Origin of the sequence: Paraglaciecola polaris LMG 21857 (genome assembly GCF_000315055.1) — a bacterium.
Classification (GTDB): domain Bacteria; phylum Pseudomonadota; class Gammaproteobacteria; order Enterobacterales; family Alteromonadaceae; genus Paraglaciecola; species Paraglaciecola polaris.
Genome location: NZ_BAER01000115.1, coordinates 1 through 25170, shown reverse-complemented (window position 1 = coordinate 25170; position 25170 = coordinate 1). Strand labels below are relative to the sequence as shown.

General features: G+C 46.6%; 23 protein-coding genes and 1 pseudogene. 19 read left to right on the top strand and 5 right to left on the bottom strand.

What is annotated here, in order from left to right; translation table 11 throughout:
- Positions 1–6: 6 nt before the first annotated feature.
- Together GPLA_RS17950 and GPLA_RS17945 are read right to left on the bottom strand one after the other, a co-directional pair.
- The gene (locus GPLA_RS17950; RefSeq protein ID WP_007106392.1) at positions 7–1161 is read right to left on the bottom strand and encodes a mandelate racemase/muconate lactonizing enzyme family protein; all 1155 of its coding nucleotides are present in this window, start codon (positions 1159–1161) and stop codon (positions 7–9) included.
- Positions 1158–1853: a GntR family transcriptional regulator gene (locus GPLA_RS17945; protein ID WP_007106391.1), complete on the bottom strand. Its 696-nt coding sequence runs from the start codon at positions 1851–1853 to the stop codon at positions 1158–1160. Before GPLA_RS17945 ends, GPLA_RS17950 begins: the two co-directional genes overlap by 4 nt.
- 333 nt (positions 1854–2186) lie before the next feature.
- Here GPLA_RS17945 and xthA point away from each other — a divergent pair, with 333 nt between their 5' ends.
- Positions 2187–2996, top strand: a complete 810-nt coding sequence (xthA, locus tag GPLA_RS17940) for an exodeoxyribonuclease III (protein ID WP_007106390.1) — start codon at positions 2187–2189, stop codon at positions 2994–2996.
- A 14-nt stretch (positions 2997–3010) separates the two neighbouring features.
- Positions 3011–3667, top strand: coding sequence for an energy-coupling factor ABC transporter permease (locus tag GPLA_RS17935; protein WP_007106389.1), 657 nt, complete (start codon positions 3011–3013; stop codon positions 3665–3667).
- 163 nt (positions 3668–3830) lie between these two features.
- On the opposite strand, the gene GPLA_RS17930 is transcribed toward GPLA_RS17935, so the two are convergent.
- Positions 3831–4505, bottom strand: a complete 675-nt coding sequence (locus tag GPLA_RS17930; RefSeq protein WP_007106388.1) for a type 1 glutamine amidotransferase domain-containing protein — start codon at positions 4503–4505, stop codon at positions 3831–3833.
- Between the two features lie 152 nt (positions 4506–4657).
- Between GPLA_RS17930 and GPLA_RS17925 the strand changes: the two genes are divergently transcribed.
- Entirely contained in the window at positions 4658–5542 is an 885-nt protein-coding gene (locus GPLA_RS17925; RefSeq protein ID WP_007106387.1) for a LysR family transcriptional regulator, read from the top strand.
- A gap of 37 nt (positions 5543–5579) precedes the next feature.
- Here the strand turns inward: GPLA_RS17925 and GPLA_RS17920 are convergent, their stop codons facing one another.
- Complete coding sequence (locus GPLA_RS17920) at positions 5580–6080, bottom strand: lactoylglutathione lyase family protein (RefSeq protein ID WP_007106386.1); 501 nt, start codon at positions 6078–6080, stop codon at positions 5580–5582.
- 166 nt (positions 6081–6246) lie between these two features.
- Between GPLA_RS17920 and GPLA_RS17915 the strand changes: the two genes are divergently transcribed.
- The 16 genes from GPLA_RS17915 to GPLA_RS17840 all read left to right on the top strand — a co-directional run bounded on the left by GPLA_RS17915 (position 6247) and on the right by GPLA_RS17840 (position 24062).
- A complete protein-coding gene (locus tag GPLA_RS17915; protein ID WP_007106385.1) occupies positions 6247–7128 on the top strand; it encodes a LysR family transcriptional regulator in 882 nt (293 codons plus the stop codon).
- A gap of 457 nt (positions 7129–7585) precedes the next feature.
- Positions 7586–8044: a hypothetical protein gene (locus GPLA_RS17910; protein ID WP_007106384.1), complete on the top strand. Its 459-nt coding sequence runs from the start codon at positions 7586–7588 to the stop codon at positions 8042–8044.
- Between the two features lie 196 nt (positions 8045–8240).
- On the top strand, positions 8241–8630 hold the full coding sequence (gene ndhC / locus GPLA_RS17905) for an NADH-quinone oxidoreductase subunit A (protein WP_007106383.1): 390 nt from the start codon (positions 8241–8243) through the stop codon (positions 8628–8630).
- Positions 8630–9274, top strand: coding sequence for a NuoB/complex I 20 kDa subunit family protein (locus tag GPLA_RS17900; protein ID WP_007106382.1), 645 nt, complete (start codon positions 8630–8632; stop codon positions 9272–9274). The genes ndhC and GPLA_RS17900 overlap by 1 nt, the downstream gene beginning before the upstream one ends.
- A gap of 2 nt (positions 9275–9276) precedes the next feature.
- Complete coding sequence (gene nuoC / locus GPLA_RS17895; RefSeq protein ID WP_007106381.1) at positions 9277–11031, top strand: NADH-quinone oxidoreductase subunit C/D; 1755 nt, start codon at positions 9277–9279, stop codon at positions 11029–11031.
- Positions 11028–11573, top strand: a complete 546-nt coding sequence (gene nuoE / locus GPLA_RS17890; protein ID WP_007106380.1) for an NADH-quinone oxidoreductase subunit NuoE — start codon at positions 11028–11030, stop codon at positions 11571–11573. Before nuoC ends, nuoE begins: the two co-directional genes overlap by 4 nt.
- Complete coding sequence (gene nuoF, locus GPLA_RS17885) at positions 11566–12846, top strand: NADH-quinone oxidoreductase subunit NuoF (RefSeq protein ID WP_007106379.1); 1281 nt, start codon at positions 11566–11568, stop codon at positions 12844–12846. Before nuoE ends, nuoF begins: the two co-directional genes overlap by 8 nt.
- 3 nt (positions 12847–12849) lie before the next feature.
- Entirely contained in the window at positions 12850–15627 is a 2778-nt protein-coding gene (gene nuoG, locus GPLA_RS17880; RefSeq protein WP_007106378.1) for an NADH-quinone oxidoreductase subunit NuoG, read from the top strand.
- Positions 15627–16580: an NADH-quinone oxidoreductase subunit NuoH gene (nuoH, locus tag GPLA_RS17875; protein WP_007106377.1), complete on the top strand. Its 954-nt coding sequence runs from the start codon at positions 15627–15629 to the stop codon at positions 16578–16580. The genes nuoG and nuoH overlap by 1 nt, the downstream gene beginning before the upstream one ends.
- A 2-nt stretch (positions 16581–16582) precedes the next feature.
- Complete coding sequence (gene nuoI, locus GPLA_RS17870) at positions 16583–17098, top strand: NADH-quinone oxidoreductase subunit NuoI (RefSeq protein WP_007106376.1); 516 nt, start codon at positions 16583–16585, stop codon at positions 17096–17098.
- A complete protein-coding gene (gene nuoJ, locus GPLA_RS17865) occupies positions 17095–17634 on the top strand; it encodes an NADH-quinone oxidoreductase subunit J (protein WP_007106375.1) in 540 nt (179 codons plus the stop codon). The genes nuoI and nuoJ overlap by 4 nt, the downstream gene beginning before the upstream one ends.
- The gene (nuoK, locus tag GPLA_RS17860) at positions 17631–17936 is read left to right on the top strand and encodes an NADH-quinone oxidoreductase subunit NuoK (protein ID WP_007106374.1); all 306 of its coding nucleotides are present in this window, start codon (positions 17631–17633) and stop codon (positions 17934–17936) included. Before nuoJ ends, nuoK begins: the two co-directional genes overlap by 4 nt.
- A 6-nt stretch (positions 17937–17942) precedes the next feature.
- Complete coding sequence (nuoL, locus tag GPLA_RS17855) at positions 17943–19763, top strand: NADH-quinone oxidoreductase subunit L (protein WP_007106373.1); 1821 nt, start codon at positions 17943–17945, stop codon at positions 19761–19763.
- A complete protein-coding gene (locus tag GPLA_RS17850; RefSeq protein WP_007106372.1) occupies positions 19751–21202 on the top strand; it encodes a complex I subunit 4 family protein in 1452 nt (483 codons plus the stop codon). Before nuoL ends, GPLA_RS17850 begins: the two co-directional genes overlap by 13 nt.
- Positions 21199–22632, top strand: coding sequence for an NADH-quinone oxidoreductase subunit N (locus tag GPLA_RS17845; protein WP_007106371.1), 1434 nt, complete (start codon positions 21199–21201; stop codon positions 22630–22632). The genes GPLA_RS17850 and GPLA_RS17845 overlap by 4 nt, the downstream gene beginning before the upstream one ends.
- Before the next feature lie 293 nt (positions 22633–22925).
- Complete coding sequence (locus tag GPLA_RS17840) at positions 22926–24062, top strand: endo-1,4-beta-xylanase (RefSeq protein WP_153810592.1); 1137 nt, start codon at positions 22926–22928, stop codon at positions 24060–24062.
- A gap of 85 nt (positions 24063–24147) precedes the next feature.
- Here GPLA_RS17840 and GPLA_RS23635 read toward each other — a convergent pair.
- Positions 24148–25170 (bottom strand): annotated as a pseudogene (locus tag GPLA_RS23635) (hypothetical protein); the annotation flags it as partial.

The following is a 25170-nucleotide window of genomic DNA, read 5'->3' as shown; positions in this document are numbered from 1 at the left end:
ACTCGCTTACCAGTTAGTGTATGAGCCGTCAGGCTTGGTTAAACGCGGTGGCTCCCAAAATTTGAAACCATCGTTTGGAATGGCTGACTCATTTACGTCTATGCCCAGCCCTGCACGATCGCTGACCTCGAACGTATTGTTTGTCACCTTAGGACGATGGCTAAATATCTCATCATGAATATCAAGATCACCCTCATAAGGGGCAATTTCGAGCCAACTTAAATTAGCCAACGCTGCACAGTAATGCACAGAGGCCGCAGTGCAGATGGGACTTAATGGATTGTGTGGCATCATGTCGATGTAGCGTGTTTCGCACATGGCAGCTATTTTCATCGCTTCGGTAAAACCGCCGGCATTGCATATATCGATACGCGCAAAATTGGTTAATGCCGTGTCTACATAGGGAGCAAAGTCCCATTTGCTGGAGAACTCTTCACCAATAGCGAAAGGAACATCAGTCAAGGCCCTAAGGTTTTGATAGCTCACAGGGGACTGGTCGCGAATGGGCTCTTCGAGGAAATCTAGCGTGCCACTCGGCATTCTTTGGCAAAATGACGCGGTTTCCGCCACGGTTAATCTGTGGTGATAGTCGATGCCTAGCACACTTTCACTACCCAAGGCCTCGCGGGCTTTGGTTAACCATGTAGCGGCTTTAGCAATCGACTTCCGTGGGTTAAAAATACTGACATGCTCACTGTTACCGTGTTCACCAGTCGTGGCACGAATAGCCTGCCAACCTTCATCTCTGAGTTGACAAACATGCTCGACAAACGCCTCGCCAAAGTCCAGAGTGGAGGTAACAAATAACGGAATACTGTGTCGTTGTTTGCCACCTAATAATTGATAGACAGGCACATTTAAATATTTTCCGCATACGTCATGTAAGGCAATATCGATGGCAGAAATGGCGGCGGCTAATACTCGCCCCCCCTCAAAATATTGACCGCGATACATCTCTTGCCAAAGGGCATTAATATTCAACGCAGACTGGCCAATTAAAAAAGGCCTAAAGTGTTCAATCGCGCCCATCACAGCTTGTTCACGGCCAGACAAACCAGATTCTCCCCATCCGTGAATACCTTGATCTGTCTCCACTTTGACTAAGCACACATTCCGAAAACCGAGCCAGAAACCGTAGGTTTTGATATTGGTTATTTTCATGCGGATAACGCTCGTAGCTGATCGGTAATGACACTTGACCAATAGTCACCGCCACTGACCACATGCTTAGTTAATGCCCGTACAGCGGATTCGTCGTCACCCGCATTTAGAAGATACAAAATATGGTCGTGTTCATCTAAGGTGGCTTTAAAGCGTTTTTCGCACACGGGTAAATCACCATGCAGTGCTTGTAAAATCAGCTTCTTGTTTTTCCACAACCGTAGGGCGCTGGCATTGTAATGATGACGATACATTTCCCAGTGAAAGGCGGTATCAAGATCCCGTAATCCAGCAGAATCTCTAATATCAAGGGCGCGTAATTGTTCTTGAATATCGGCTAAACAGACAAGGCTTTCAGGGGTGCAATGCCCTGCGTACCAAGATAAAAAATATGGTTCTAAAAGCTGCAATATTTCGAATACTTCGCGCATAGTGGCGTACTCAAAAGAGGCAACCCTCGCGCCGCTATTTTTCTGGAAGGTTACAAATCCTTCGCCTTCTAATTGCTTTAATGCCTCACGTACCGGATTAATGCTCGTTTGATAACAACTTGCCAAATGCGTTGTGACCAGGCGATCACCACTGACTAATTTCCCTGTGGCAATATCCGCCAGGATCCGGTTGTAAATACTTTGTTCGCCTTGCAATAAAATACGCATGCCAAGACTTGTTTCAGGGGCTAGTTGACTCATGGAAAATCCAAATTACACATAAAGTTAATGATAAGTGCCTGCAAACTTCACAAAGTCACTTACCTATCTCGTTATTACACATTCTACAAATTAAAGTAAATTGTCAACAATTAACTTTAATTTAATTAACTAAATATATACGTTTATACCGTGAATTATCCTGTATTTTCCCCTACCGATAACGCTAGTTGAGCATAAAAATGTGCGGTAATTTTTTGCATTTATAATGTGTCAACCCTATCGAACTAGGATGTCTGGATTAATTAATGGAATTGGCATTGCGGGTTCTGGTAAGATAAAGGCCGTTTTAGCGTTTATTATAATTGGCCTCATATGAAAATAATTTCTTTTAACATCAATGGCATACGTGCCCGCCTTCACCAGCTGCAAGCGTTAATCGACAAACATCAGCCAGATATAATCGGTCTGCAAGAAATCAAAGTGCACAACGACATGTTCCCCATTGCCGATGTAGAGGCGATGGGCTACAAAGTTTACTTTCATGGACAGAAAGCCCATTACGGCGTCGCGATGTTGTGTAAAGAAGAGCCAAAAGATGTGCAGTACGGCTTCCCGACCGATGACGCCGAGGCCCAGCGGCGCATGATCATGGTGAGTTACCCCATGCCTAATGGTGAAACAGTACGAGTATTAAACGGCTACTTCCCGCAAGGTGAAAACCGTTCTCACGAAACGAAATTTCCTGCAAAACGCAAATACTATCAAGATCTGGCTAAGTATCTAACCACACATCACAGTCCTGACGACAATGTAGTAGTCATGGGCGACGTGAATATTTCTCATACCGATTTAGACATAGGTATCGGCGAGCCAAATCGCAAACGCTGGTTGCAAACAGGTAAATGTAGTTTCTTACCTGAGGAGCGTGAATGGCTAAATGATTTGATTTCTTGGGGCTTCACTGATGGCTTTCGCACCCTTAACCCAGAAACGAATGAACATTTCAGCTGGTTTGATTATCGCTCGAAAGGTTTCCCAGATAATCGCGGTTTACGTATCGATTTGATCCTCGCGACGAAAAAACTGCACAATACACTTGCCGACGCAGGTATCGATTACGAATTGCGCGGTATCGAAAAACCCTCTGATCATGCGCCTATTTGGGCTGTTTATAAGCCGTAAATGAGGAAGTTAGTTTGTTAGACTACACCACTAATATCCAGTATTTTGCCTGGGCGGGTTACATTGCCTGTTTAGTTGCGGTTGTTCGCAGTTTATCCATAGCCAGCTTAGTCAAAGACAAAAAAGTACAACATTTAGTCTTTGGCTGCGCCGCGAGTGTGTTCTTTTTATGGATATTCCAAACCGGCATTTACCCCGGTTTACAAGTACACTTTTTATGGTTAACGGCCCTGATGCTCATACTCGGTTTTCGCTGGGCTGTGGTCAGTGCATGTTTGGCATTAGTTGGCGTAACCCTAGTAGGCGAAGAAAGCTGGCGAATGCTTGGCGTGAATGGATTACTGGGCGTCATGGCCCCGCTGGGCTTAAGTTATTTAATTTACAGCTTTGCCTTTCATAAATTATCTCGCCACGTATTTGTGTATATTTTTGTTTGCGCTTTTTTACCCGGCGCGCTAATGATGGCAGTCAAAATGTGCTTGCTCGGAGGATACTTTTATCTTGACGGCCAATACGACTGGCTGACCATTGAAGATAATTATTTGGTACTGATTTGGTTGCTCTTGTTCCCCGAAGGGATGTTAAACGGCATGACGATAACTTTAATGGTCATTTATAAACCGCATTGGGTATACACCTTCTACGAGAAGTTTTACATTCATAAAAAGTAGTTTGGTAGCCTTTTGAAGTTAAACCCGCCAAAAAACCCGCTAATTAGCGGGTTTTTATGGTGTTAACAATTCAGCTTTAGCCAATCATTGCACTCTGTTCGTCGCACACTCTGTTCGTCGCACACCCTGTTCGCAGCGCACTTAGGTTGGCGACTGACTGGGATTATTGCGCTAAACGTTCAACCATTGCTTGGCCTACTGCCCCTGCCGAAGCTGGATTTTGCCCAGTGATCACCCTATCTTGTTTGATAACATATTCTCCCCAAGGAGCGATTTTTGCGTACTGCCCCGCGCGTCTGGTTAATGCTTCTTCTAACAAGAAAGGAATTTTACTGATAGTGCCGTATTCCACTTCTTCTTCTCGAGTAAAGCCGGTCACCATGATGTCTTCAATCAGGTATTTGCCGTTAGACAATTTAACGGGTAGTAAGCCAGCAGGACCATGGCACACGGCGCCCACAACCGCACCTTTTTCAAACAAGGTTGCCGTTAGTTTTGCCACATTTTCATCGTCGGCTAAATCAGATAGCAAGCCAAATCCACCAGGATAGAATACAGCGTCGTAGTCATCTGGATTAACGTCACTGGCTTTTTTGGTATTGGCTAACTTGTTGGCCAGATCTTGTGCTGTAAACACCTCGCTGTTGACCTGATCGTCTTCCATATCAACACCATAAACTGGGGCATTTCCACCTTTAATCGAGACGAGATCATAGCGGTATCCCGCTTCTAAAAATGCGTGTAAGGCATGGGTCAGCTCAGGAGAGTAAGTACCGTTTGCTTCGTCGGTCGTTCCTAGCGTGGCATGGTTGGTCAAAATAATAAGTACATTTTTCATTTGTATCTCCTTGCGTTGAAATTGGTTTGTGTTTTTACGATGAAGAGAGTCTAGTCTCTTGGTGTATTTTTGATAATCCCGATAAATAGCAAATGATTATTGCAAATATGCAATAATCATTTCTGGGTGGAAAAATTGTTGAGTTACCTTATATGAGCATTACCTTCAATGGGATCATAGAGTTTGTTGCCGTGGCTGAAACCCAAGGGTTCTCAGCGGCTGCACGAAAATTAAATGTCAATGTGTCACATATAAGCCGCAAGGTAGCTGCGTTGGAAAAAGCACTTGGGGTGTCATTGCTTGCTCGTAGCACGCGAAATGTGCGTTTAACCGATGCCGGACAATCTTATTTCAGCCGCTGCCAAGAATTGGTGTACGGCTTACAAGAAGCAAATGAGACAGTATTCGACAAACAAGTGGAACTAAGCGGTACCTTAAAAGTGTCTGCGGCGGGGGAATTCGCCGAGCAACATATTGCCCCTTTATTAATGGAGTTTGCCCAACTACATCCCAAACTAGCCATTGAGATGGACTTCAATTCGCAAATGGTCAACTTTATTGATGATGCGTTTGATTTTTCCATTCGATATGGGCCGATGAAAGACTCGAGCTTGATTGCCCGTAAGTTAACCAACCGCTCCCTCGTTGCAGCCGCCAGTCAAGAGTATCTCAGCAAACACGGAACGCCTGAGCACCCAAGCGAACTTGCGAAACATCACTGCCTAATGACCAACAACACCACGTGGTTTTTCAGCCATGAGGATAAGCGCCTTGAGGTTAAGCTGGATGCCAGATGGCGCTCAAACAGTGGTCGAAGTGTGGTCAGTGCTTGTGAACGCGGCCTTGGGATTGCGTATATGCCGCGATCAAGTTATGGCGATGCCCTAAAAAATGGCAATTTGCAGCCTATTTTAGCGCCCTATTGGAATCGCGATATTGCCACTTGGATTGTGTACGCTAACCGTAATTTTTTACCGGCCAAAGCACGTCTGGCGATCAACTTTTTATTGGAACACTTTGCTAACTGGCAAGAGTAACCCGTTTATCATTATTAAAAGGGTTACTCGACAAGATTTAGTAGGCGCCTGCAGCATACGTTAGTTCATAACTGTGGCTATAAATTTCTAAAATATTGCCAAAAGGGTCTTCCATATAAATCATGCGGTATGGTTTTTCACCCGGGTAATAATAACGCGGTTTGGCCATGCGTTTCTTGCCACCGGCAGCGACAATCGCATCTGCGAGTTCTTCCAGATTGGGATCTTGCACACAAAAGTGAAAAACGCCGGTTTTCCAGTACTCAAAATTATCTTCTGGGTCTTTCTGATTAGCGAACTCGAAGATTTCCACACCCACTCGGTCGCCCGTGGACAGGTGCGCTATCTTAAATTTATTCCAATTGGCGCCAAATACATCGGTGCACATTTCTCCGATGGGGCTTTTGTCCTCAATGATTTCAGTTGGTTGCATAATCAAGTACCAACCAAGGACTTGGGTGTAAAACTCAACCGCTTTTTCTACATCGGGTACAGAAATGCCTATGTGGGAAAAAGTACGTGGATACGGGGTAGTCATGATGTCACTCCTTAATAATTTGTCAGCTAAATTTTGGCTTTATTCGGTCAATGGGAGACTGAATTGCCGGAATGATTGATGCCTCATCAATCAAGTGACGCTACTGTACCCGCTATGATAAAGTATGAAAAATTATGATTTGGAATGAAAATGAGTACGACTTGTAATGATTAACACCGTCTGGTTAAAAACCTTTTGTACTCTGGCTGATTTGGGACACTTCACCCAAACCGCCCACGCTTTGTTTATGACGCAATCAGGTGTGAGTCAGCAGATCAAAAAACTTGAACAGCAATTGGCTACTCCGTTGCTCATTCGAGTAGGTAAATCCTTTACTTTGACCGACGCAGGTGTAGCGCTTCATCGAGATGGTCGAAAATTATTACAAGCAACTGAATTACTTGAGCAGAATATCAAGCAAGATGATCCCCATAGCGGACGCGTGCGCATCGCTACGCCTGGCAGCGTGGGGTTAACCTTGTACCCGTTTTTACTCGATTTACAACAGCAACACCCTAAATTGAGCGTAATGCATTCATTTGCACCAAATAAGAGTATTGAACGTGACGTGAGTCAACGGCATTTTGACCTAGGTATTACGACCCAGCCCAGTACGCTCCCAGATGTATTCACTCAAGCTATCGCCCAAGAGGCGCTCGTATTGGTAACTGACAACCGTATTGCAGATATTAATTGGCCGGTTTTACAGAGGTTGGGTTTTATCTCTCATCCAGATGGACATCATCATTGTCAGGCTTTGTTGCGGGCGAATTTTCTTCAATTTGAACATCCAGAACAGTTTCAAGAGAGAGGGTTTTCTAATCAAATTAGTCTCATTTTAGAGCCCGTTAGCAGAGGTTTTGGTTTCAGTGTTTTACCATTACATGCGGCAAAAGCCTTTGCCAAGCAAGCCAAAATTCGTATTCATACTTTAGCCCATCCGGTTAGTGAAACCTTATATCTTTGTCGCCACACACAGGTCTCGCAAAGCCAACGTGTGCGCTACGTGGCGGACAAAATACAGACGCTGCTGCAAGCAAAGGTATAAATACGCGCCCACAAGCCGTTTAGATACCACAGCTATTTACGCCAGCAACACCTCGAACTTTGCACACAAAATATCCCTGATTTACCTAACCTATCACAAATATATTATCGTCGTTGTGAGTGAATATGCCGTTGCTTAGTCTCACGAGTAAATTGATTTTGCTAGTCCGCAAACGTTTTCCAATGACGTCCTATGCAGTAAGTCTTTGCATTGCGATATGAGCATGAAGCATTGGGCAAACTCCCCCAGAGATAAATGCCAGTAAGCCATACTAGGGGTGCCTATAACCCAAGACGTTAAAATAAAAATAAATTTTTCAATATTGAAAACATCCTAACTTTCAGTATCTTCTGAACAATTATTGCGCTATGTTAAAAATGTGTTAACCAGCTAGTCAGCAAAAGTTGGAACATTTGAAAACATGATCATTGCGGATTCTGGAACAGGAAAACTATCAATGAGTAACTTTTCTCAAGTGCGTGAATTATTGCAACATAATCAGCAATTACATGCCCGGGCAAGCACATTTTATCAAGACTTAGCCTTTCAAGCCGACAACGAACGGGTTAAAATGCTGCTGGCCACACTGGCCAAACACGAAGCAGAATTGTGTACGTCTATGCTTGGCTATATTCAAAAAGCCCCTGCCAAAATCCTCAATACGTATTTTCAATTTGACCACGAACATGGTGTAGACGATTTATTCGCTAATAAATTTGTTACCCGCTCAATCACCAGTTCACAAGTGGAAGCCATTGCTACCGACCTTGATAATTATTTCTGTGATCTATACCAAGAAATGGTGGACGCAGTCGACTGCCAACAAGTGCAGGAGTTATTTGAGCATTTGCATCTACATATGATTGAAGAGAAAAAACGTCTTTCCATCGACATATATTCAATGCTGGATATGTAAAAAATTTAATGGTTGAAAGTCTTTCCTAGTAACGCCTAGGGAGCATTTTCCTATTATGACAATGTTTATTTATTTGACGAACAAGAATATTTTTGGTTATTTTTAGTACAACCTCAACGGACGTTGTAGAGGATCAGTCCAAAGAGGTAATACGGCATTTATGACCGTAACTACTGTTTAATTTGGGGGAACTGGTATGGAGCAAGCACTGGTCGAATTGTGGCCAATACTGCTGTATTTTGCCTTTACGTTAGTATTGCTGGGGGGAGTGATGCTCGTCTCGACAATATTGGGGCCAAGAACACGCGGTCATTCTACTCACCTACCCTATGAATCCGGAATATTACCTCTCGGTAATGCTCGGGTGAAATTTGCCAATCACTTTTTTCTATACGCTATTTTCTTTGTCATCTTCGATTTAGAAACCTTGTTCCTATTTGCTTGGGCCATTTCCTTTGAACAGGTGGGCGTGACCGGTTTTATCGAGGCCTTGGTATTTATACTCATACTCTTGATTGCTTTAGTTTATTTGTGGCGTATTGGCGCGCTAAATATTCGTAAACGACACCTGCCGGAGCAAAATTAATGGATTGGAATCTCAGTGATCCAAACACCGCTCAGCAACAGATCCCTGTTTTAGATGAGCAAGTTCAGCAAGCGGTAAAAAAGAATGTCATTTTTACCAGTCTTAACAACATGATCAATTGGGGTCGCAAAAATTCTATCTGGCCTTTCAACTTCGGTTTGTCTTGTTGTTATGTGGAAATGGCCACCAGTTTTACCGCCCGCCATGACATCGCCCGTTTTGGCGCCGAAGTGATTCGCGCCACTCCTAGAGAAGCAGACCTGATTGTTATATCAGGCACTGTGTTTCGAAAAATGGCCCCAGTCGTTAAACATCTATATGACCAACTGTTAGAGCCGAAATGGGTCATATCTATGGGCTCTTGTGCCAATTCCGGCGGCATGTACGACATTTATTCTGTGGTACAAGGGGTCGACAAAATTCTGCCTGTTGATGTTTATGTTCCTGGCTGCCCGCCCCGCCCAGAGGCATTAATGCAAGGCTTACTCTTGTTGCAAGAGTCCATCGGTCGTGAGCAACGTCCTATTAGCTGGGTAATTGGCGATGACAACCACGTCAGCCAAATTGAAAAACCGAGTCAGCGAGACATTCATAATAGTGAACGCATGCGCGCTCGGGATCTCACTCCGCCGGATAGAGTGTAGATATGCAGCAAGTATCGACACCAGATTTACTCAGCGAACTACAGCCCTGGTTGGCGAATTCCGTGCTACTGACAGAGACCACTGCGGATCAAATTCCGACCTTTTGGGTAGCTAAAAAAGACCTATTAACCTTGTGCGATGCCGCTCGCTACAAACTGGATAAGCCTTTTACCTTCCTGTTCGATTTGACTGCTATCGACGAAACTACTCGCCAACATATGGTCCTCCCCCAGCGCCAAGATTTTACGGTGGTTTATCTATTACGTTCCTACGAGCGCAATCAAGATGTGCGTATTAAGGTCGCCCTAGACCAAAATAACAAAGCATTGGCCAGTGTGACGTCGATTTGGCCTAATGCCAACTGGTACGAACGTGAAGTATGGGATTTGTTTGGGATTAAATTTGACGGACACCCGTGCCTGCGCCGCATCATGATGCCTACCACTTGGCTGGGCCACCCCTTATGTAAAACCCATCCTGCCCGCGCCACGGAAATGGGTGAGTACAGTTTGTCTGACGACTTGCGAGATATAGAACAGCAAGCACTGAAATTTAACCCCGCCGATTGGGGATTAACCCCCCAGGGCGCTCCCGACGAATTCATGTGGCTCAATTTAGGACCCAATCACCCCAGTGTGCATGGCGTTTTCCGCATCATGCTACAACTGGACGGTGAAGAGATTGTCGAGGCCATACCGGATATCGGTTATCACCATCGCGGCGCTGAAAAAATGGGGGAGCGCCAAAGCTGGCATTCTTACATACCGTACACAGATCGCATTGATTACTTGGGCGGGGTAATGAATAACCTGCCCTATGTGATGGCCATAGAAAAACTCGCTGGTATCGAGGTGCCTGAGCGGGTAAAGGTCATCAGAGTGATGATGGCAGAGATATTTAGGATCCTCAGCCACCTCTTGTTTTATGGCACCTTCGCTCAAGATATTGGTTCACTGTCGCCTATTTTTTATATGTTCGTCGACCGAGAAAAACTGTTTGCCATTGTCGAGGCTATCACTGGCGCCCGCATGCACCCAGCTTGGTTCAGAATTGGCGGTCTAGCCGCTGACTTACCTAAGGGCTGGGACAAGATGATCACCGAATGGCTTGACTATATGCCAGCCCGAATGGCCGACTACGACCAGATGGTAATGCAAAACAGTCTGGTCAAAAAACGCGCTGTGGGCATAGGGGCTTATGATACTGCCACAGCCATCGAATGGGGGGTAACGGGTCCCGGACTTAGAGCAACCGGTTTCGACTGGGATCTACGTAAAAAACGTCCTTATTGCGGTTATGAAAATTTCGATTTTGACGTCCCCCTTGGCACTCGTGGCGACAGCTATGATCGCTGCGCGGTGCGGGTGGCTGAAATCCGCCAGAGCATGCGGATCATTCGCCAATGTGTGCAACATATGCCAGAAGGACCTTATAAAGCCGATCACGTGCTGACCACTCCCCCACCAAAAGAACGCACGATGCAAGATATAGACACCTTGATCCCCCATTTTTTAGGGGTTAGCTGGGGGCCGGTCATTCCTGCCGGGGAAGCCATGATGGAAGTGGAGGCAACCAAAGGCAGCAATGCTTATTACCTCACCAGTGATGCCAGTACCATGAGTTATCGTACCCGTATTCGTACCCCCTCTTTCCCACATTTACAGATGATACCTGTGATGGCCAAAGGCCAGATGATCGCGGATTTAATTGCCACCATTGGCAGCATAGATTTTGTGATGGCGGACGTAGACCGATGAGTAAAGTAATACCGATCAAGCAAGTCCAAGCGTACGCTGAGCAAACCGTCGATTACCGTCAAGTACTCAGCCAATCGGAAATTGATGCCATTGAGCACGAGTGCGCCTTATATGAAAGTCGTCCTGCCGCCGCGATTGATGCGCTGCAAATTGTCCAGCGCGAACGTCGCTGGATAAGCGATGAAAGCTTATACGCCATCGCTGATATGCTCTGTATGTCAGCCACTGCACTGGAAGGGATCGCCACCTTCTATAACTTGATTTATCGCCAGCCCGTCGGCCAACATGTGATCCATTTGTGCAACAGTATTAGTTGTTGGTTAAATGACTTTCAGACGATTGCCGACCATCTGCGCAACACCTTAAACGTAGAATTTGGCCAAACCACCAGTGATGGAAATATCACCCTATTACCCAATGTTTGTCTGGGTTGCTGTAACAAGGCCCCCGCCTTAATGTTAGACGGCGAACTGATAGAGAACTTGGATATAGCCAGTATAGACAAACTGCTACAAAGCTTGGGCGGAGGCAAAAATGAATAACCCTACAGACCGTCCGCTGAGCACACACCTAGACGTGGAAAATCCGCAAAATCTAAGCGCTTATCAAAGTACAGGTGGCTACCAAGGTTTCTCAAATGCACTCAAAATATCCCCCCAAGAAGTGCAGCAACAAGTCACAGATTCGAATTTAAAAGGTCGAGGGGGAGCAGGTTTTTCTACTGGCATGAAATGGAGTTTTGTGCCCATGGGCGAAAATGCGCCTGAGCATAAATACTTAGTCTGTAACGCCGATGAAATGGAGCCGGGTACCTTTAAAGATCGCTGGTTGATGGAAGGTGCCCCTCACCTACTCATCGAAGGTATGTTGATCGCTGCCTACGCCATAGGTGCAGATGTCGCCTATATTTTCCTACGCGGTGAATACCGCTTATGCGCCACTCGCTTGCACCAGGCCATAGAAGAAGCCTACGCTGCTGGCTGGCTGGGTGAAAACATAAAAGGGACACCTTACACACTTAAGTTACATCTTCACACGAGCGCAGGACGTTATATTTGCGGTGAAGAAACCGCCTTAATCAATGCACTTGAAGGCAAGCGTGCCACTCCTCGCGCTAAACCTCCTTTTCCGCAAGTCGTGGGCCTTTTTGGGCGACCAACCATAGTCAACAATTGCGAAACCTTATGTAATTTGCCGAGCATCTTAAAACACGGTTCGCACTGGTATACCCAATTGACTGCCGGCACGGATAGTGGCAGTAAAATTTATGGTATTAGCGGCAAAGTCAAAAATGCCGGTTTATGGGAATTGCCTATGGGCACGCCAGCCAGAGAGATATTTCAATTAGCCGGTGGCATGCAAGATGGTCTGACACTAAGAGGATGGTTACCCGGCGGAGCCTCAACGGACTTCCTCATGCCAGAACATTTGGATTTACCCATGGAATATGACGCCATTGCCAAAGCAGGCAGTCGCATGGGCACCGGCTTGATTATCGCCTTGGACGATCAACATTGTCCCGTGGGCATGATCCTTAATTTATTACAGTTTTTTGCTCAGGAATCTTGTGGTTGGTGCACCCCCTGTCGAGACGGCCTGCCTTGGGCGGTGGAAATATTAACCCGTATCGAAAGCGGGCATGGCAATCAAGACGACATGGATACGTTACAACAACTGTGCGGTTTTATGTGGATAGGTAAAACCTTCTGTGCACTTGCACCGGGAGCGGTTGAGCCACTACGCAGTGGTATGAAGTACTTCGCCGATGATTTTCAACAACATATTGACCACAAGGGGTGTCCTCACCGACAGTAATTTATGGCTAAAATATTTGTCGACAATCAGCAGTACACAGTTCGTGATGGCCAGAACCTATTACAGGCCTGTCTGTCATTAAAAATGGACCTACCCTACTTTTGCTGGCATCCAGCCATGGGGGCTGTGGGGGCGTGTCGGCAGTGCGCCATGACACAATATCAAGATGAAAATGATAACCGCGGCCGCCTGATTGTCGCCTGTATGACACCGGTTTCTGATGGAATGCGCGTTAGTATGCAACAACCAGCGGAACAAGAATTTCGTGAACAGGTGATTGGCGCGCTTATGACTCATCACCCCCATGATTGTCCGGTATGTGCCGAAGGTGGCGAGTGTCATTTACAAGATATGACGGTGATGACAGGGCATAGTGTAAGACACTACAAAGGCAAAAAGACTACCTTTGAAAATCAGCAACTTGGTCCCTTGATTAAACATGAAATGAATCGCTGCATTACCTGTTATCGCTGTGAACGGTTCTATAAAGACTATGCTGGGGGTACTGATCTCAGTGCTCAAGCATCGAAAAACCATGTGTATTTTGGCCGCCAAAGCGATGGCACGCTGCAAAGCGAATTCGCCGGAAATTTAGTCGAAGTTTGCCCTACCGGAGTCTTCACTGACAAACCTTTTGGCGACCATTACAGCCGTAAATGGGATTTACAATCGGCCCCTTCAATCTGCCAGCACTGTGCGGTGGGTTGCAACACCAGTGTATCTGAACGCTACGGCTCAGTTCGACGCGTAACCAATCGCTTTAACGCACACCTAAACAGTTATTTTTTGTGTGACCGAGGACGTTTTGGCTTTGGCTTTGTGAACAGTGAACAACGCCAACGGGACATATACCTACACGGCAAAAAAACAGATTGGCGAGACGCTGACTTAATCACCTTGCTCAAGGATAAAAACCCTTGGCTGGGTATTGGTAGTAGTCAAGCCAGCCTAGAAGATAATTTTTGCCTACAGCAATTAGTTGGCCCTGAAAACTTTTGTCCCGCCTTAGATCCGCAGCAAGAAGACTTACTGTCCCGTCATATGACGATTTTACAGCAGTGGCCCCAAGCCAGTTTAGCGCAAATGGAACAGGCTGATGCTATCGTAATATTGGGAGAAGACGTCAACAATAGCGCCCCGCGCATTGCCTTATCCATTCGTCAAGCTTTGCTAAATAATGCCCGGGAACAAGCTGAAAAACTGCGCGTCCCGGCTTGGCAAGACGCGGCGGTACGCGCCCTTGCTCCGCATAACCCGGTACCTCTGGCTTATTTTGGTTATGGTACGAGCACCTTAAGTGAACTAGCCACTATCAAGGTGCTGTGCGACCCCAAACACGCAGCAGAGCAGGGATTTATGCTGGCGAATTTGCTTAGTGGGCAGGCCCCTTCTCCCAAGGCACACAAAGTAGATCCCCAAATCCAACAACTGGCGCAGATCCTTAAAAATGCCAAGCAACCGTTGATCATCACGGGCTGGTCTGCGGGTCATCCGGCACTGTTAGCAGCAGCAAATAATATTCGTAACGCATTGGCCCAGCTCAAGCCAGAACATGATGAAAGCATGCTGTGCATCGTTCCTCCGGAAACAAATACCCTAGGCTTGGGTCTGCTGGCACAGCAAGGTGGACTCAGTGGGCAACAACTTGCACAAAGACTGACACATAATACATGCAACTTGATGGTGCTGGACCACACTCAAGCCCCATTCAATGAGCAATTAACCAAGCTGGGCGCGAGCGCCAACCACCTAGTACGTTTAACACAGCTCAGGGCTGGGCATAAAAATGAACTCACCTTGCCGCTTTCAACCTTCAGTGAAAGCAGTGGCTCTCAGCTCAATTATCAAGGGTTAATTCAGTCGCATATTCCTGCAACCAAGCCATCTGGACAATGCATGCCTGGCTGGCAGTGGCTTGTTAATATCGGCAAACTCACTGGGCATGCGCTGGGCAATATGACGAACTTGGGCCAACTAAGAGATAATATTTGCCTGCATTATCCCCAGCTAGTCGCTCACTGGCTGTCAGATCCCCATGGGCAAATGGCACTACAGACACCAAGAACCAGTGGCCGCACAGCAATGTTAGCGAATCAAACTGTACATGAACCAAAGCCCTTTGCAGAGAGCCTTGCGCCGTATAAGCAGAGCATGGAAGGTACCATTGCCGGAGATAAAGGTGAGCAACCCTTGGCATACAGCTGGTCGCCTGGCTGGAATTCGAATCAATCAAACCACAAGTTTAAAGACGAATATCTTAATGGTCCGCTTACGGCGCAAAAAGGCGTGCTGTGTATCTCTGCAAACCCAAGCAAGCAATGGGTTAACTGGCAAATGGATTGGTCAAAGGTCAATAAAGCCAAGTGGCAGTTATTGCCCATGCAAAAAGTGTTTGGCAGTGACAGTTTGAGCTTACACGCCCTACCCATCGCTCAACTTAAAGTGCAGGCGCAAATCGTCATGAGTGCCGCCCAAGCACAGAGCCTGAAATTGCAAGCTGGCCAATTGGTCAGTTGTGACGACAACCCCTTACTTTTTCAGGTGGTAATTAGCAGCCAAGTTCCAAAAAGCAGCCTATTGATCTACGCACCGGCCGACCAATACTTCCCGTTGACGCATTGCGACGCGCTAATTCTGGCGACCCAGGAACAGACTCAGGCATATCGCGCCCAGTTAGCAAACTTGACGGGAACCCAAGAAGCCCAAAAGCAGGCGCAGCATACGAGGTTTTTAACCCAAGACCAAACGATCCCCATTCGCTTTATTCAGGGAGCTAACTAATGCCAACCTTAGATCTCGTGCTAATGATTGCTGCTATGGTCGCCATATTGGTGCCAACTGCCGCTATGTTAGTGTGGTTTGAAAGGCGTTTGCTGGGCTTTTTCCAACAGCGTTACGGCCCTAATCGGGTGGGCTATTTTGGTATCTTGCAGTCTCTCGCTGATTTGATAAAGATTTTGTTCAAGCATGACTGGATCCCACCTTTCGCCGATCGCCCTGTTTTTGTTTTAGCACCCTTGATTGGTGCATTGGCGGTGTTAATGAGTTTCGCTGTGGTGCCTATGAGTCCAAACTTAATGGTGTCAGACAGCAATATAGGCTTGCTGTTCTTTCTGGCAATGACCTCAATGGCGGTGTATTCAGTCGTGCTGGCTGGTTGGGCATCCAACAATAAGTATGCGTTGTTAGGGGGGATGCGCGCGGCGGCCCAAACGATCAGCTACGAAGTTTTTATGGGGGTGTCCCTGCTTGGGGTCGTCATCTTAAGTGGCAGTTTTAAACTCAGTGACATTGTGTTAGCCCAACAGAATATGTGGTATGTCATTCCGCAGTTTCTCGGCTTTGTGATCTTCATGATTGCTGGTATAGCCGAAAGTCATCGTCTGCCATTTGATTTACCTGAGGCAGAAACTGAGCTGACAGCCGGTTTTCACACCGAGTATTCAGGCATTAAATTTGCGCTTTTTTTCCTCGGTGAATATTTGGGCATGATGCTGATATCCATGATGATCACCACCGTTTTTTTAGGCGGCTGGTTGGGTCCTTGGTTACCACCGATTGTGTGGTTTTTGCTAAAAACCTTGAGCTTAATTTGTTTCTTTGTATTGCTAAGAGCGGCGCTACCTCGGCCACGATTTGATCAGTTATTGGAATTGGGCTGGAAGTGGATATTACCTCTCGCTCTGCTTAATCTGGTCGCCACCGCATTTGTCAAACTGTGGGGAGATTTTTAGTTATGTATAGCCAAATAAGAACCTTGTGGACTGTATTTAAACACCTATTTGATCGCACCGATACCGTGCAATACCCGGAGCAAAAGCCCTACTTAGCGCCCCGCTATCGAGGGCGTATCGTGTTGACCCGAGATCCAGACGGTGAAGAGCGCTGCGTTGCCTGCAATTTATGCGCGGTAGCGTGCCCGGTAGATTGCATTTCACTGCAAAAAACCGAAGACCAGCATGGTCGTTGGCGTGCAGATTTTTTCCGTATTAATTTCTCTCGCTGCATCATGTGCGGTTTATGTGAAGAGGCCTGCCCAACGTATGCCATTCAACTGACCCCTGATGTGGAAATGGCTGAATATGACAGGCAGAACATGGTGTATGAGAAAGAACATTTATTGATTGATGGTGTGGGTAAGTACCCTGAGTACAACTTTTATCACAAAGCTGGGATCAGTATAAAAGACAAGGGCAAAGGGCAAGCAGATAACGAAAAACCACCGGTGGACATAAGGAGCTTATTGCCATGAATAGCCTAGGGTTATTTTATGTTAGCGCCAGCATAGCGCTGCTTGCCAGTTTTTGCGTGATCACCCAAAAAAACGCTGTGCATGCCCTGCTATATCTAATCGTCAGTTTATTAGCCCTAGCCCTTTGTTTTTATCTGCTGGGTGCGCCTTTTGCTGCGGCCCTGCAAATCATTGTCTATGCAGGGGCGATCATGGTGCTCTTTGTCTTTGCTGTGATGATGTTCAACATTAACCAACAGGACATCGAGCGGGAAAGCCAATGGCTAAGCTGGCAAAGTTGGCTGGGCCCCAGCTTGTTGGTGACGGTCTTGTTAGTTGAAGTGCTGTTCATTTTACAGTCGCAACCTGCCTGGACATCTACCGAGAGCCAGGTCACATTAATCGACGCGAAAGCGGTGGGCAGCTTGTTGTTTGGCCCTTATTTGCTGGCCGTTGAAATTGCTTCTTTTTTGCTGCTGGCTGGCTTAGTAGGAGGCTATCATCTTGCCAAAGCCCTGCCCCACAAGCCAGTAAATAAAGAGGTGAACCAACCATGACGGTTCCGATTGAACACGGTTTTGTGCTGGTAGCCTTACTCTGGGCCATAGGCTTAATTGGCTTATTAGCGCGTAAAAACACCCTTTTTATGCTGATGTCCATGGAAATCATGCTCAACGCCGCCGCTCTGGCTTTTATTCTGGCTGGCAGTCTATGGCAGCAAGCTGACGGGCAAATTATCTATATATTGATCATCACTGTCGCCGCTGCAGAGGTGGGACTCGGTCTGGCATTGCTTATCCGTCTGCGGGCTCATGTCAGCGACTTGAACATTGATAAACTAGACGAGTTGAGGGGTTAAATAGACATGCAAGATCTGTTATTCCTTGTCCCTGTGTTGCCCCTTGCGTCAGCTTTGGTTTTATTGTTGACCGCTGGCCGGCTATCGCCCTTTGTCGTAGCCATACTGGGAGTGGGCTCAATAGGTTTAGCTGCATTGCTCAGTCTGTTTATCGGTTTGGCTTTTGTCGCCTCAGGTGAACCCGTATTTCACCAAGTATTATTTAACTGGCTGCCTATTGCCAACGCCCCAATTAATGCTGCGTTGCAACTAGATCAACTGTCGTTGGTTATGACAGGGGTCATTACGGGTGTCGGGTGGATGATCCATTGGTACGCTGCCGCTTACATGTATGACGATAAAGACATACAACGCTTCTTTGTGTATATGAACTTGTTTGTGTTCGCCATGTTGATTTTGGTATTAGGGGACAGCCTAGTACTCTTGTATCTAGGCTGGGAAGGTGTTGGTTTATGCAGCTTTTTGCTAATCGGCTTTTGGCAACACGATCCCAATAACGTCAAGGCAGCCAAAAAAGCGTTTATCGTCACCCGCGTGGGCGATACCGCTATGATGCTGGGTTTGCTCATATTGTTTACTGAATTTGGCAGTTTACATATTGCGACCATCCTGAGCTCGCCGGTTCCCGTGGCGCAACACACACTTTGGTTAGCCTGTTTATTGCTGGTTGGTGGCGCGGTAGGCAAGTCAGCTCAGCTGCCGCTGCAAACCTGGTTACCCGATGCCATGGCCGGCCCTCCCCCAGTTAGCGCACTTATACACGCGGCAACTATGGTGACCGCTGGCGTGTATCTCATTGCCAGACTGCATCCGCTATTTTTACAAGTCGAAGGCATATTAACCTTAGTTGCTTGGATTGGCGCACTGACACTGGTATTGGCAGGGATTGCCGCCTTATTTCAATCAGATATCAAGCGTGTATTGGCCTATTCAACCATGAGCCAAATTGGCTATATGTTTCTCGGTTTAGGGGCATTGGCATTCGACAGTGCTATTTTCCATTTGATGACCCATGCTTTTTTTAAAGCGCTGTTGTTTTTAACCGCAGGTAGCATAATAGTAAAATTACATCACCAGCAGAACATCTATAAAATGGGGGGCTTGTTTCGCAGCCTGCCACTCACCTCGACATTTTTATTAATCGGTCTGTTGGCGCTGGTTGCCTTCCCGGGCACGTCCGGCTTTTTCAGCAAAGAAGCCATTTTGGCTGCCACTTGGCAAGCCCATACCGCAGGCCCCGTATTCTGGAGCTTGGGCGTACTGGGTGCTTTTCTCACCAGTTTATACAGTTTCCGTTTATTATTTATCGTTTGCTTTGGCCCAGCGAGCCAGCATGTAGAAGAAAGAGATTTCAGCCCCGCTAGCCACTTTGTATTGCCTTTGCTGCCACTATTTGTATTGGCAGTTGTGGGCGGCTTTATCACGTTGGATTTTAGCCGGGTATTTGCGCAAGCAGCCCATCCCCATGTCACCCTGTGGATTGAATGGATGCCAGTTGCCGTGTCGGCGTTCGGCTTCGTTGTTGCCTGGGTATTATACTTCCCGCGCACAACCCCTCGGCAGGTTGACGGCACAATGACCCGCTTTTGCCGAGACGGTTTAGGCTTTGACTGGCTATACAATCGTCTTTTCACCCAACCCTTGCGGCTGTTTGCGAGGCTAAATAAATCCGATGTCATCGATCACTTCTATCGTTTCGTCGCCTGGTTAAACTTTCGCCTAAATGCCGTATTGGTCACCAGTCAAAACGGCAAATTACGTTGGTATTTGTACGGCACGTTGGCGGGCTGTGTCCTAATGTTAGGAGGGCTAATATGGTGGCGTTAAGTTGGCTTATTTGGCTTCCGTTATTATGTGGTGCCTTAGCATGGACCGTCGAAAAGCGCTTTCAGGGAGCGGGGAACTGGATCACCTTGAGTGGTTTAATCGGCATGTTATTACTCGTATTATATTTGGGTAGTTTGGGCGAAAGCACCCTAAGTTGGGATTGGTTTGCCCGTTTTAATATTCATTTTGCCTTATGGTTTGACGGCCTTGCCCTGTTGATGGTGGTATTGACCATAGGCTTGGCCATACTCGCGCTGGCGGTATCTTGGCGCGACATTACGCTGCATCAAGGCTTTTTCCACTTCAATCTAATGTTTAGTATTGCGGGGATAATAGGGGTATTTTTAGCCGCCGATCTTTTCTTATTCTTCTTGTTTTGGGAAGTGATGCTACTGCCCATGACAGCCTTGATCTTGATCTGGGGCAATGAAAATCGGCGCTACGCGGCCATCAAATTTTTTATCTTCACCCAGGCCAGTAGTTTGCTGATGTTGGTAGCCATAATTGCCCTGGCACTTGAGCACCAAACCCAAACCGGCCAGCTGAGCTTCAGCCTTTCAGCATTAGCTAACCTGTCTTTAGACAGTGTTCTGGAGTGGTGGCTGATGCTCGGTTTTTTCATTGCCTTTGCCGTGAAGTTACCTATGGTGCCCTTGCATAGTTGGCTACCCGATGCGCATACCCAGGCCCCCACTGCGGGCAGCGTGTTGTTAGCGGGTATTTTACTGAAAACAGGAGCCTATGGGCTGATCCGTATCGTCTTGCCACTGTTCCCCGATGCAAGTATGCAATTCGCCCCTATAGCCGTCACACTCGGGGTATTGAGCATCATATATGGCGCGTTAATGGCGTACAGCCAAACTGATTTCAAGCGTTTGGTTGCCTATTCTAGTATCAGCCATATGGGATTTGTATTGCTGGCGTTATTCAGTTGGCGTGAAGTGGCATTTCAAGGCGCAATATTAACAATTGTTGCCCATGGTATCAGCAGTGCGGCCCTGTTTAGTATGGCGGGAATAATTCAGCATCGTATTCACAGTCGTGAACTTGGCGACATGGGCGGCATGTGGGCTAATGCACCTAAGATGGCTACCGTGACACTCATTTTTGTGATGGCAGGGATTGGTATGCCGGGCTTGGCTAACTTTAATGGCGAACTCCTTACCCTATTGGGAAGTTATCAGACGTTCCCTACTCACACTATAGTAGCGGCATTAGGCATAATCTGGTCCGCCGTGTACGGTCTGCATTTATTCCAGCGCGCTTTTCAAGGCCCGATGAATACCGACATCAGCGATCTGCATGGGCGGGAGGTGGTTTACACCAGCTTATTGATATTGGCCTTATTCTACTTCGGATTGCAGCCACACATATTACTGGAGTTAAGCGCAGACACCTTAAATAACTTGCTAGAGATAGCCAAGGAGCATCGGCCATGAGCTTACAGGAATTATGGTTACTGCTGCCGGTTCTGATAATTTGTGTCGGTGTGCTGACCTTAATGTTACAGGCCGCTTGGCAGCGCAACAATGTGTTAGCCCAAGGTTTGACCGTGCTGACCTTAACCTTGGCACTGGGAGCATTAATTCGCCAATACCCAACAGATATGCGCACAATCACCTTATTATTCGAACACGAACCCATAGGCGGATTTTTTAGTTTATTATTGTTAATGGTGGCCATTTCAGTGGCTCTATTACAGGGCCCATACATGGGCAAAAACAGTAAAGAGGTGGCAGAAGAATTTTACATATTGCTGCTATTATCTTGCTTAGGCAGCATATTATTGGTCATGTCTAGACACGTGGCCAGCGTCATTTTAAGTATCGAACTGATGAGTTTGTCGATGTTGGCTATGCTCGCTTACAACCGTGAGCGTAAGCTTGCCCTCGAAGGCGCCATGAAGTACCTCTTGCTCTCTGGTGCCGCAACCAGCCTATTGTTGCTGGGTTTTGCCTTATTGTATGCCACTAGTGGCCAGCTATTGTTGACACAGATGTTGTCATCTCCCATGCAACTGGTGGCAAAAAGCGGCTTTGTTTTGGTCGTGGCCGGGCTTGCATTTAAGCTATCACTGGTTCCGCTGCACTTCTGGACCCCAGATGTTTATCAAGGCGCCCCTGTTAACTCAACTCTGCTGCTGACCAGTTTATCCAAAGCTGCGGTATTCGCCTTGTTTATCAAGTTAATACTCTTAATCCCCCCAGAATTTGAAGCTGATATGGTGCGTATGCTTAGCTGGATGGCAATTGCCAGCATGTTGCTGGGGAATTGGTTAGCATTACAACAACGCAGTCTGAAACGTTTAATGGCCTACTCTGCTATTGCTCATATGGGATATGTGTTGGTCGCTGGCGTGATCGCTATGGGCATAGATCATAGTCTGGTATTAGAAGGGGCAAGTTATTACCTGCTGGCGTATTTGGTGGCCTCAATCTTAATATTTGCCGTACTGACTTTGCTTTCTAAACTTGATGAGCAACAGGATCTGGATGACCTTCCGCAGTTACAAGGTTTATTCTGGCAGCACCCCTGGCTCGCTAGTGTCATGACGCTGGCCTTCTTATCACTTGCCGGCATGCCGATCACCATAGGCTTTATCGGCAAGTTCTATTTACTGACCCTAGCGGTAAAGCTTTCCGCTTGGTGGCTAGTAACCGCCATGTTAGTGGGCAGTGCCGTAGGTTTGTATTATTACTTGCGGGTGATTTTCACCTTATTCGCTCCTTTGCAAAGGGATATCCAGCAAACATCTGGGGCGTACTTGAGTAAAATGTGGATTGGCGTCATTACCGCAGGATTATTGCTGCTAGGTATATTACCCGGCTTACTGGGCGACGAACTCAGACGTATATTGGCGATCGGTTAACGAGGTTACTACCCCTGCTGAAAGATGTTGATTACTCAGGGTATTTCAGGGTATTTCACCGCCCAAAGTAGTGTGGCCTTACCACCCTCCCTTCTTGCTGGTTTTACGAGCAAACTTGTTCAACAGTTGCTCATGTAACGTCAGGGATGTGGTGAATGTGAGCGCAAAAATGCAAAGTTTGATACCAGCAAAGCAATAAATAACGGAGGACTGATAGCAAAAAACGTAATCGTTATATGCGTGTTTGACAGGCAGCATAGGTAATAATTAACATATTATTAACGAGGTCGATTATGTGCAAACCCGCCACTTTATTCCCTAAAAACAGTGTGATTGCCTTCGCACTCTGCTCGCTCATGAGCAGCTCAAACTCGCTAGCAGATAGTTTAAAAGAACACTTCGCTGGACTGTTTTTAGTCGGCAGTGCGATCAATAGCGAGCAAGCTGCACAAACCCAAAAAGACACAGATCTCGTTATTCAAAAGCAGTTCAATACTGTCACCCCAGAGAACGAACTCAAGTGGGAACGCATTCATCCCAAGCTCAATACCTTTGATTTCGCATTAGCCGACCAGTACGTTAATTTTGGCGTGACGCAACGGATGTTCACCGTAGGGCATACGTTGGTTTGGCACAGCCAAACCCCTGATTGGGTCTTTGAAGATGAGCAGGGCCAGACGCTTACCCGAGAGGCATTACTTGCACGCATGCAAAAACACATCAGCACAGTCGTGGGTAGATACAAGGGTAAAATACAAGGCTGGGACGTGGTGAACGAAGCGTTAAACGAAGACGGTAGTCTGCGAGATTCTAAATGGCGACAAATCATCGGCGACGATTTTATTGAAAAGGCCTTTATTTACGCTCATCAAGCAGACCCAAATGCTGAGCTTTATTACAATGATTACAACTTATATAAACCTGAAAAAAGTGCAGGTGCAGCAAAATTAATCGCTTCACTACAGGATAAAGGCATACAAATTCATGGCATTGGCTTACAGGGTCATTATTCATTGACCCACCCAGCTTTAAATGAATTGGATGATGCGCTTCAGCTATTCACGACGCTTGACATAAAATCCATGATCACAGAATTAGATGTGTCCGTATTACCCTTTCCTAATGACGCACAGCAAGGCGCAGATATCAGCCAAGATTTCGCCTTACAACAAGCGCTAAACCCCTACCCTGATGTGTTGCCAAAGGCGCAGCAAGAAGCGTTAAGCCAGCGCTATAAAGAAATCTTTGCCTTATTTTTGAAACATCACTCGACTATTTCGCGCGTGACGTTTTGGGGTGTAAATGATGCAAATAGCTGGCGTAATAATTGGCCAATGCGCGGACGCACCGACTACCCGCTATTATTCGACCGAAATAATCAGCCTAAAACCGCATATGATGCGCTAATGGCTATGCCACTGCAGCGTTAATAGCGCGTTATCGTCACGAATAAAATAGTCAACAAGCCCTTTATCCTGCGGATATGGGGCTATTTAACAAGCCCAGATAGTTGTTTTAAGCATCAATCGTCAAACTATTATTTTGAATTAAGCTTTTCATCAGTTCCTGATCGGCAAGTGAAACACTGAGTGTCTCGGTCGCAGACTCAGGCGTGGAAGATGTGTCCGCACTCTTAATCACACTTACGATTTGCGTATCTTCCGGGCTAGTAAACAACTCATCGGCAGGGTCGGATATGAGTTCAGCCATATCTAAGGATACCTCACTGCTTTCGGTGATGGGTTCAGCTTGTGTAGTTTCTGGGGTAAAAGTAAGATCGATTTTTTCCTCACTGCCCAACGTGAAACTTAACAAGTTATCATCTGCTTCTATAGTGTCTGGTGCTGCTTTTGCCGATAGCGCAGGAGATTCATCGAAGAGACCACCCAATAGACTGTAATTATTAAGCACAGTCGTCGTATTACCAGAAAGGTCAGTTACACTCGCCTCTATATCAATGACACTGGGTAAACCTAAACCTAATTGAATACCAAATCCGCCTCCTTCTTGTACTATGGCTTGCGTCTCTATGGTCACAATACCCAATGCAGAAATACTCACAGAAACTATCGTTCCTGCGGGTTCAGAGCTGGTTCCGGTTAATAACGGGCCTAAAGTGAGTAAATTCGTGAGGTCTAAATTATCTAATGTAAGTAAGGGGGCGGTTACGTCGATTAAACCAGTGTCATTTGTGGTGGTAGTATTGCCAGCCTCGTCTGCCACGCTAAGCGAAATACCAATATTTCCTTCAATAACCTGCGCGAGCACAAGCGGCACTTCCACTAATATTAAACCGCCGGCTTGCACACTCGACGATAAAATGTGATCCGTACCACCGCTATCAGTTAACGTCAGTGTAACCAGTGTTCCAACAGGCTCATTACAGGTACCCGTGATAACCGGCAGTCCTAGATTGACATCAATCTCGCCCAATTTATCCAGCACCACTAACGGCGCGGTTACATCAATGGGCACAGTCGCATTAACCAGGGTTTCATTGCCTGCGATATCCGTCACACTGACGATAACAGCCGCATC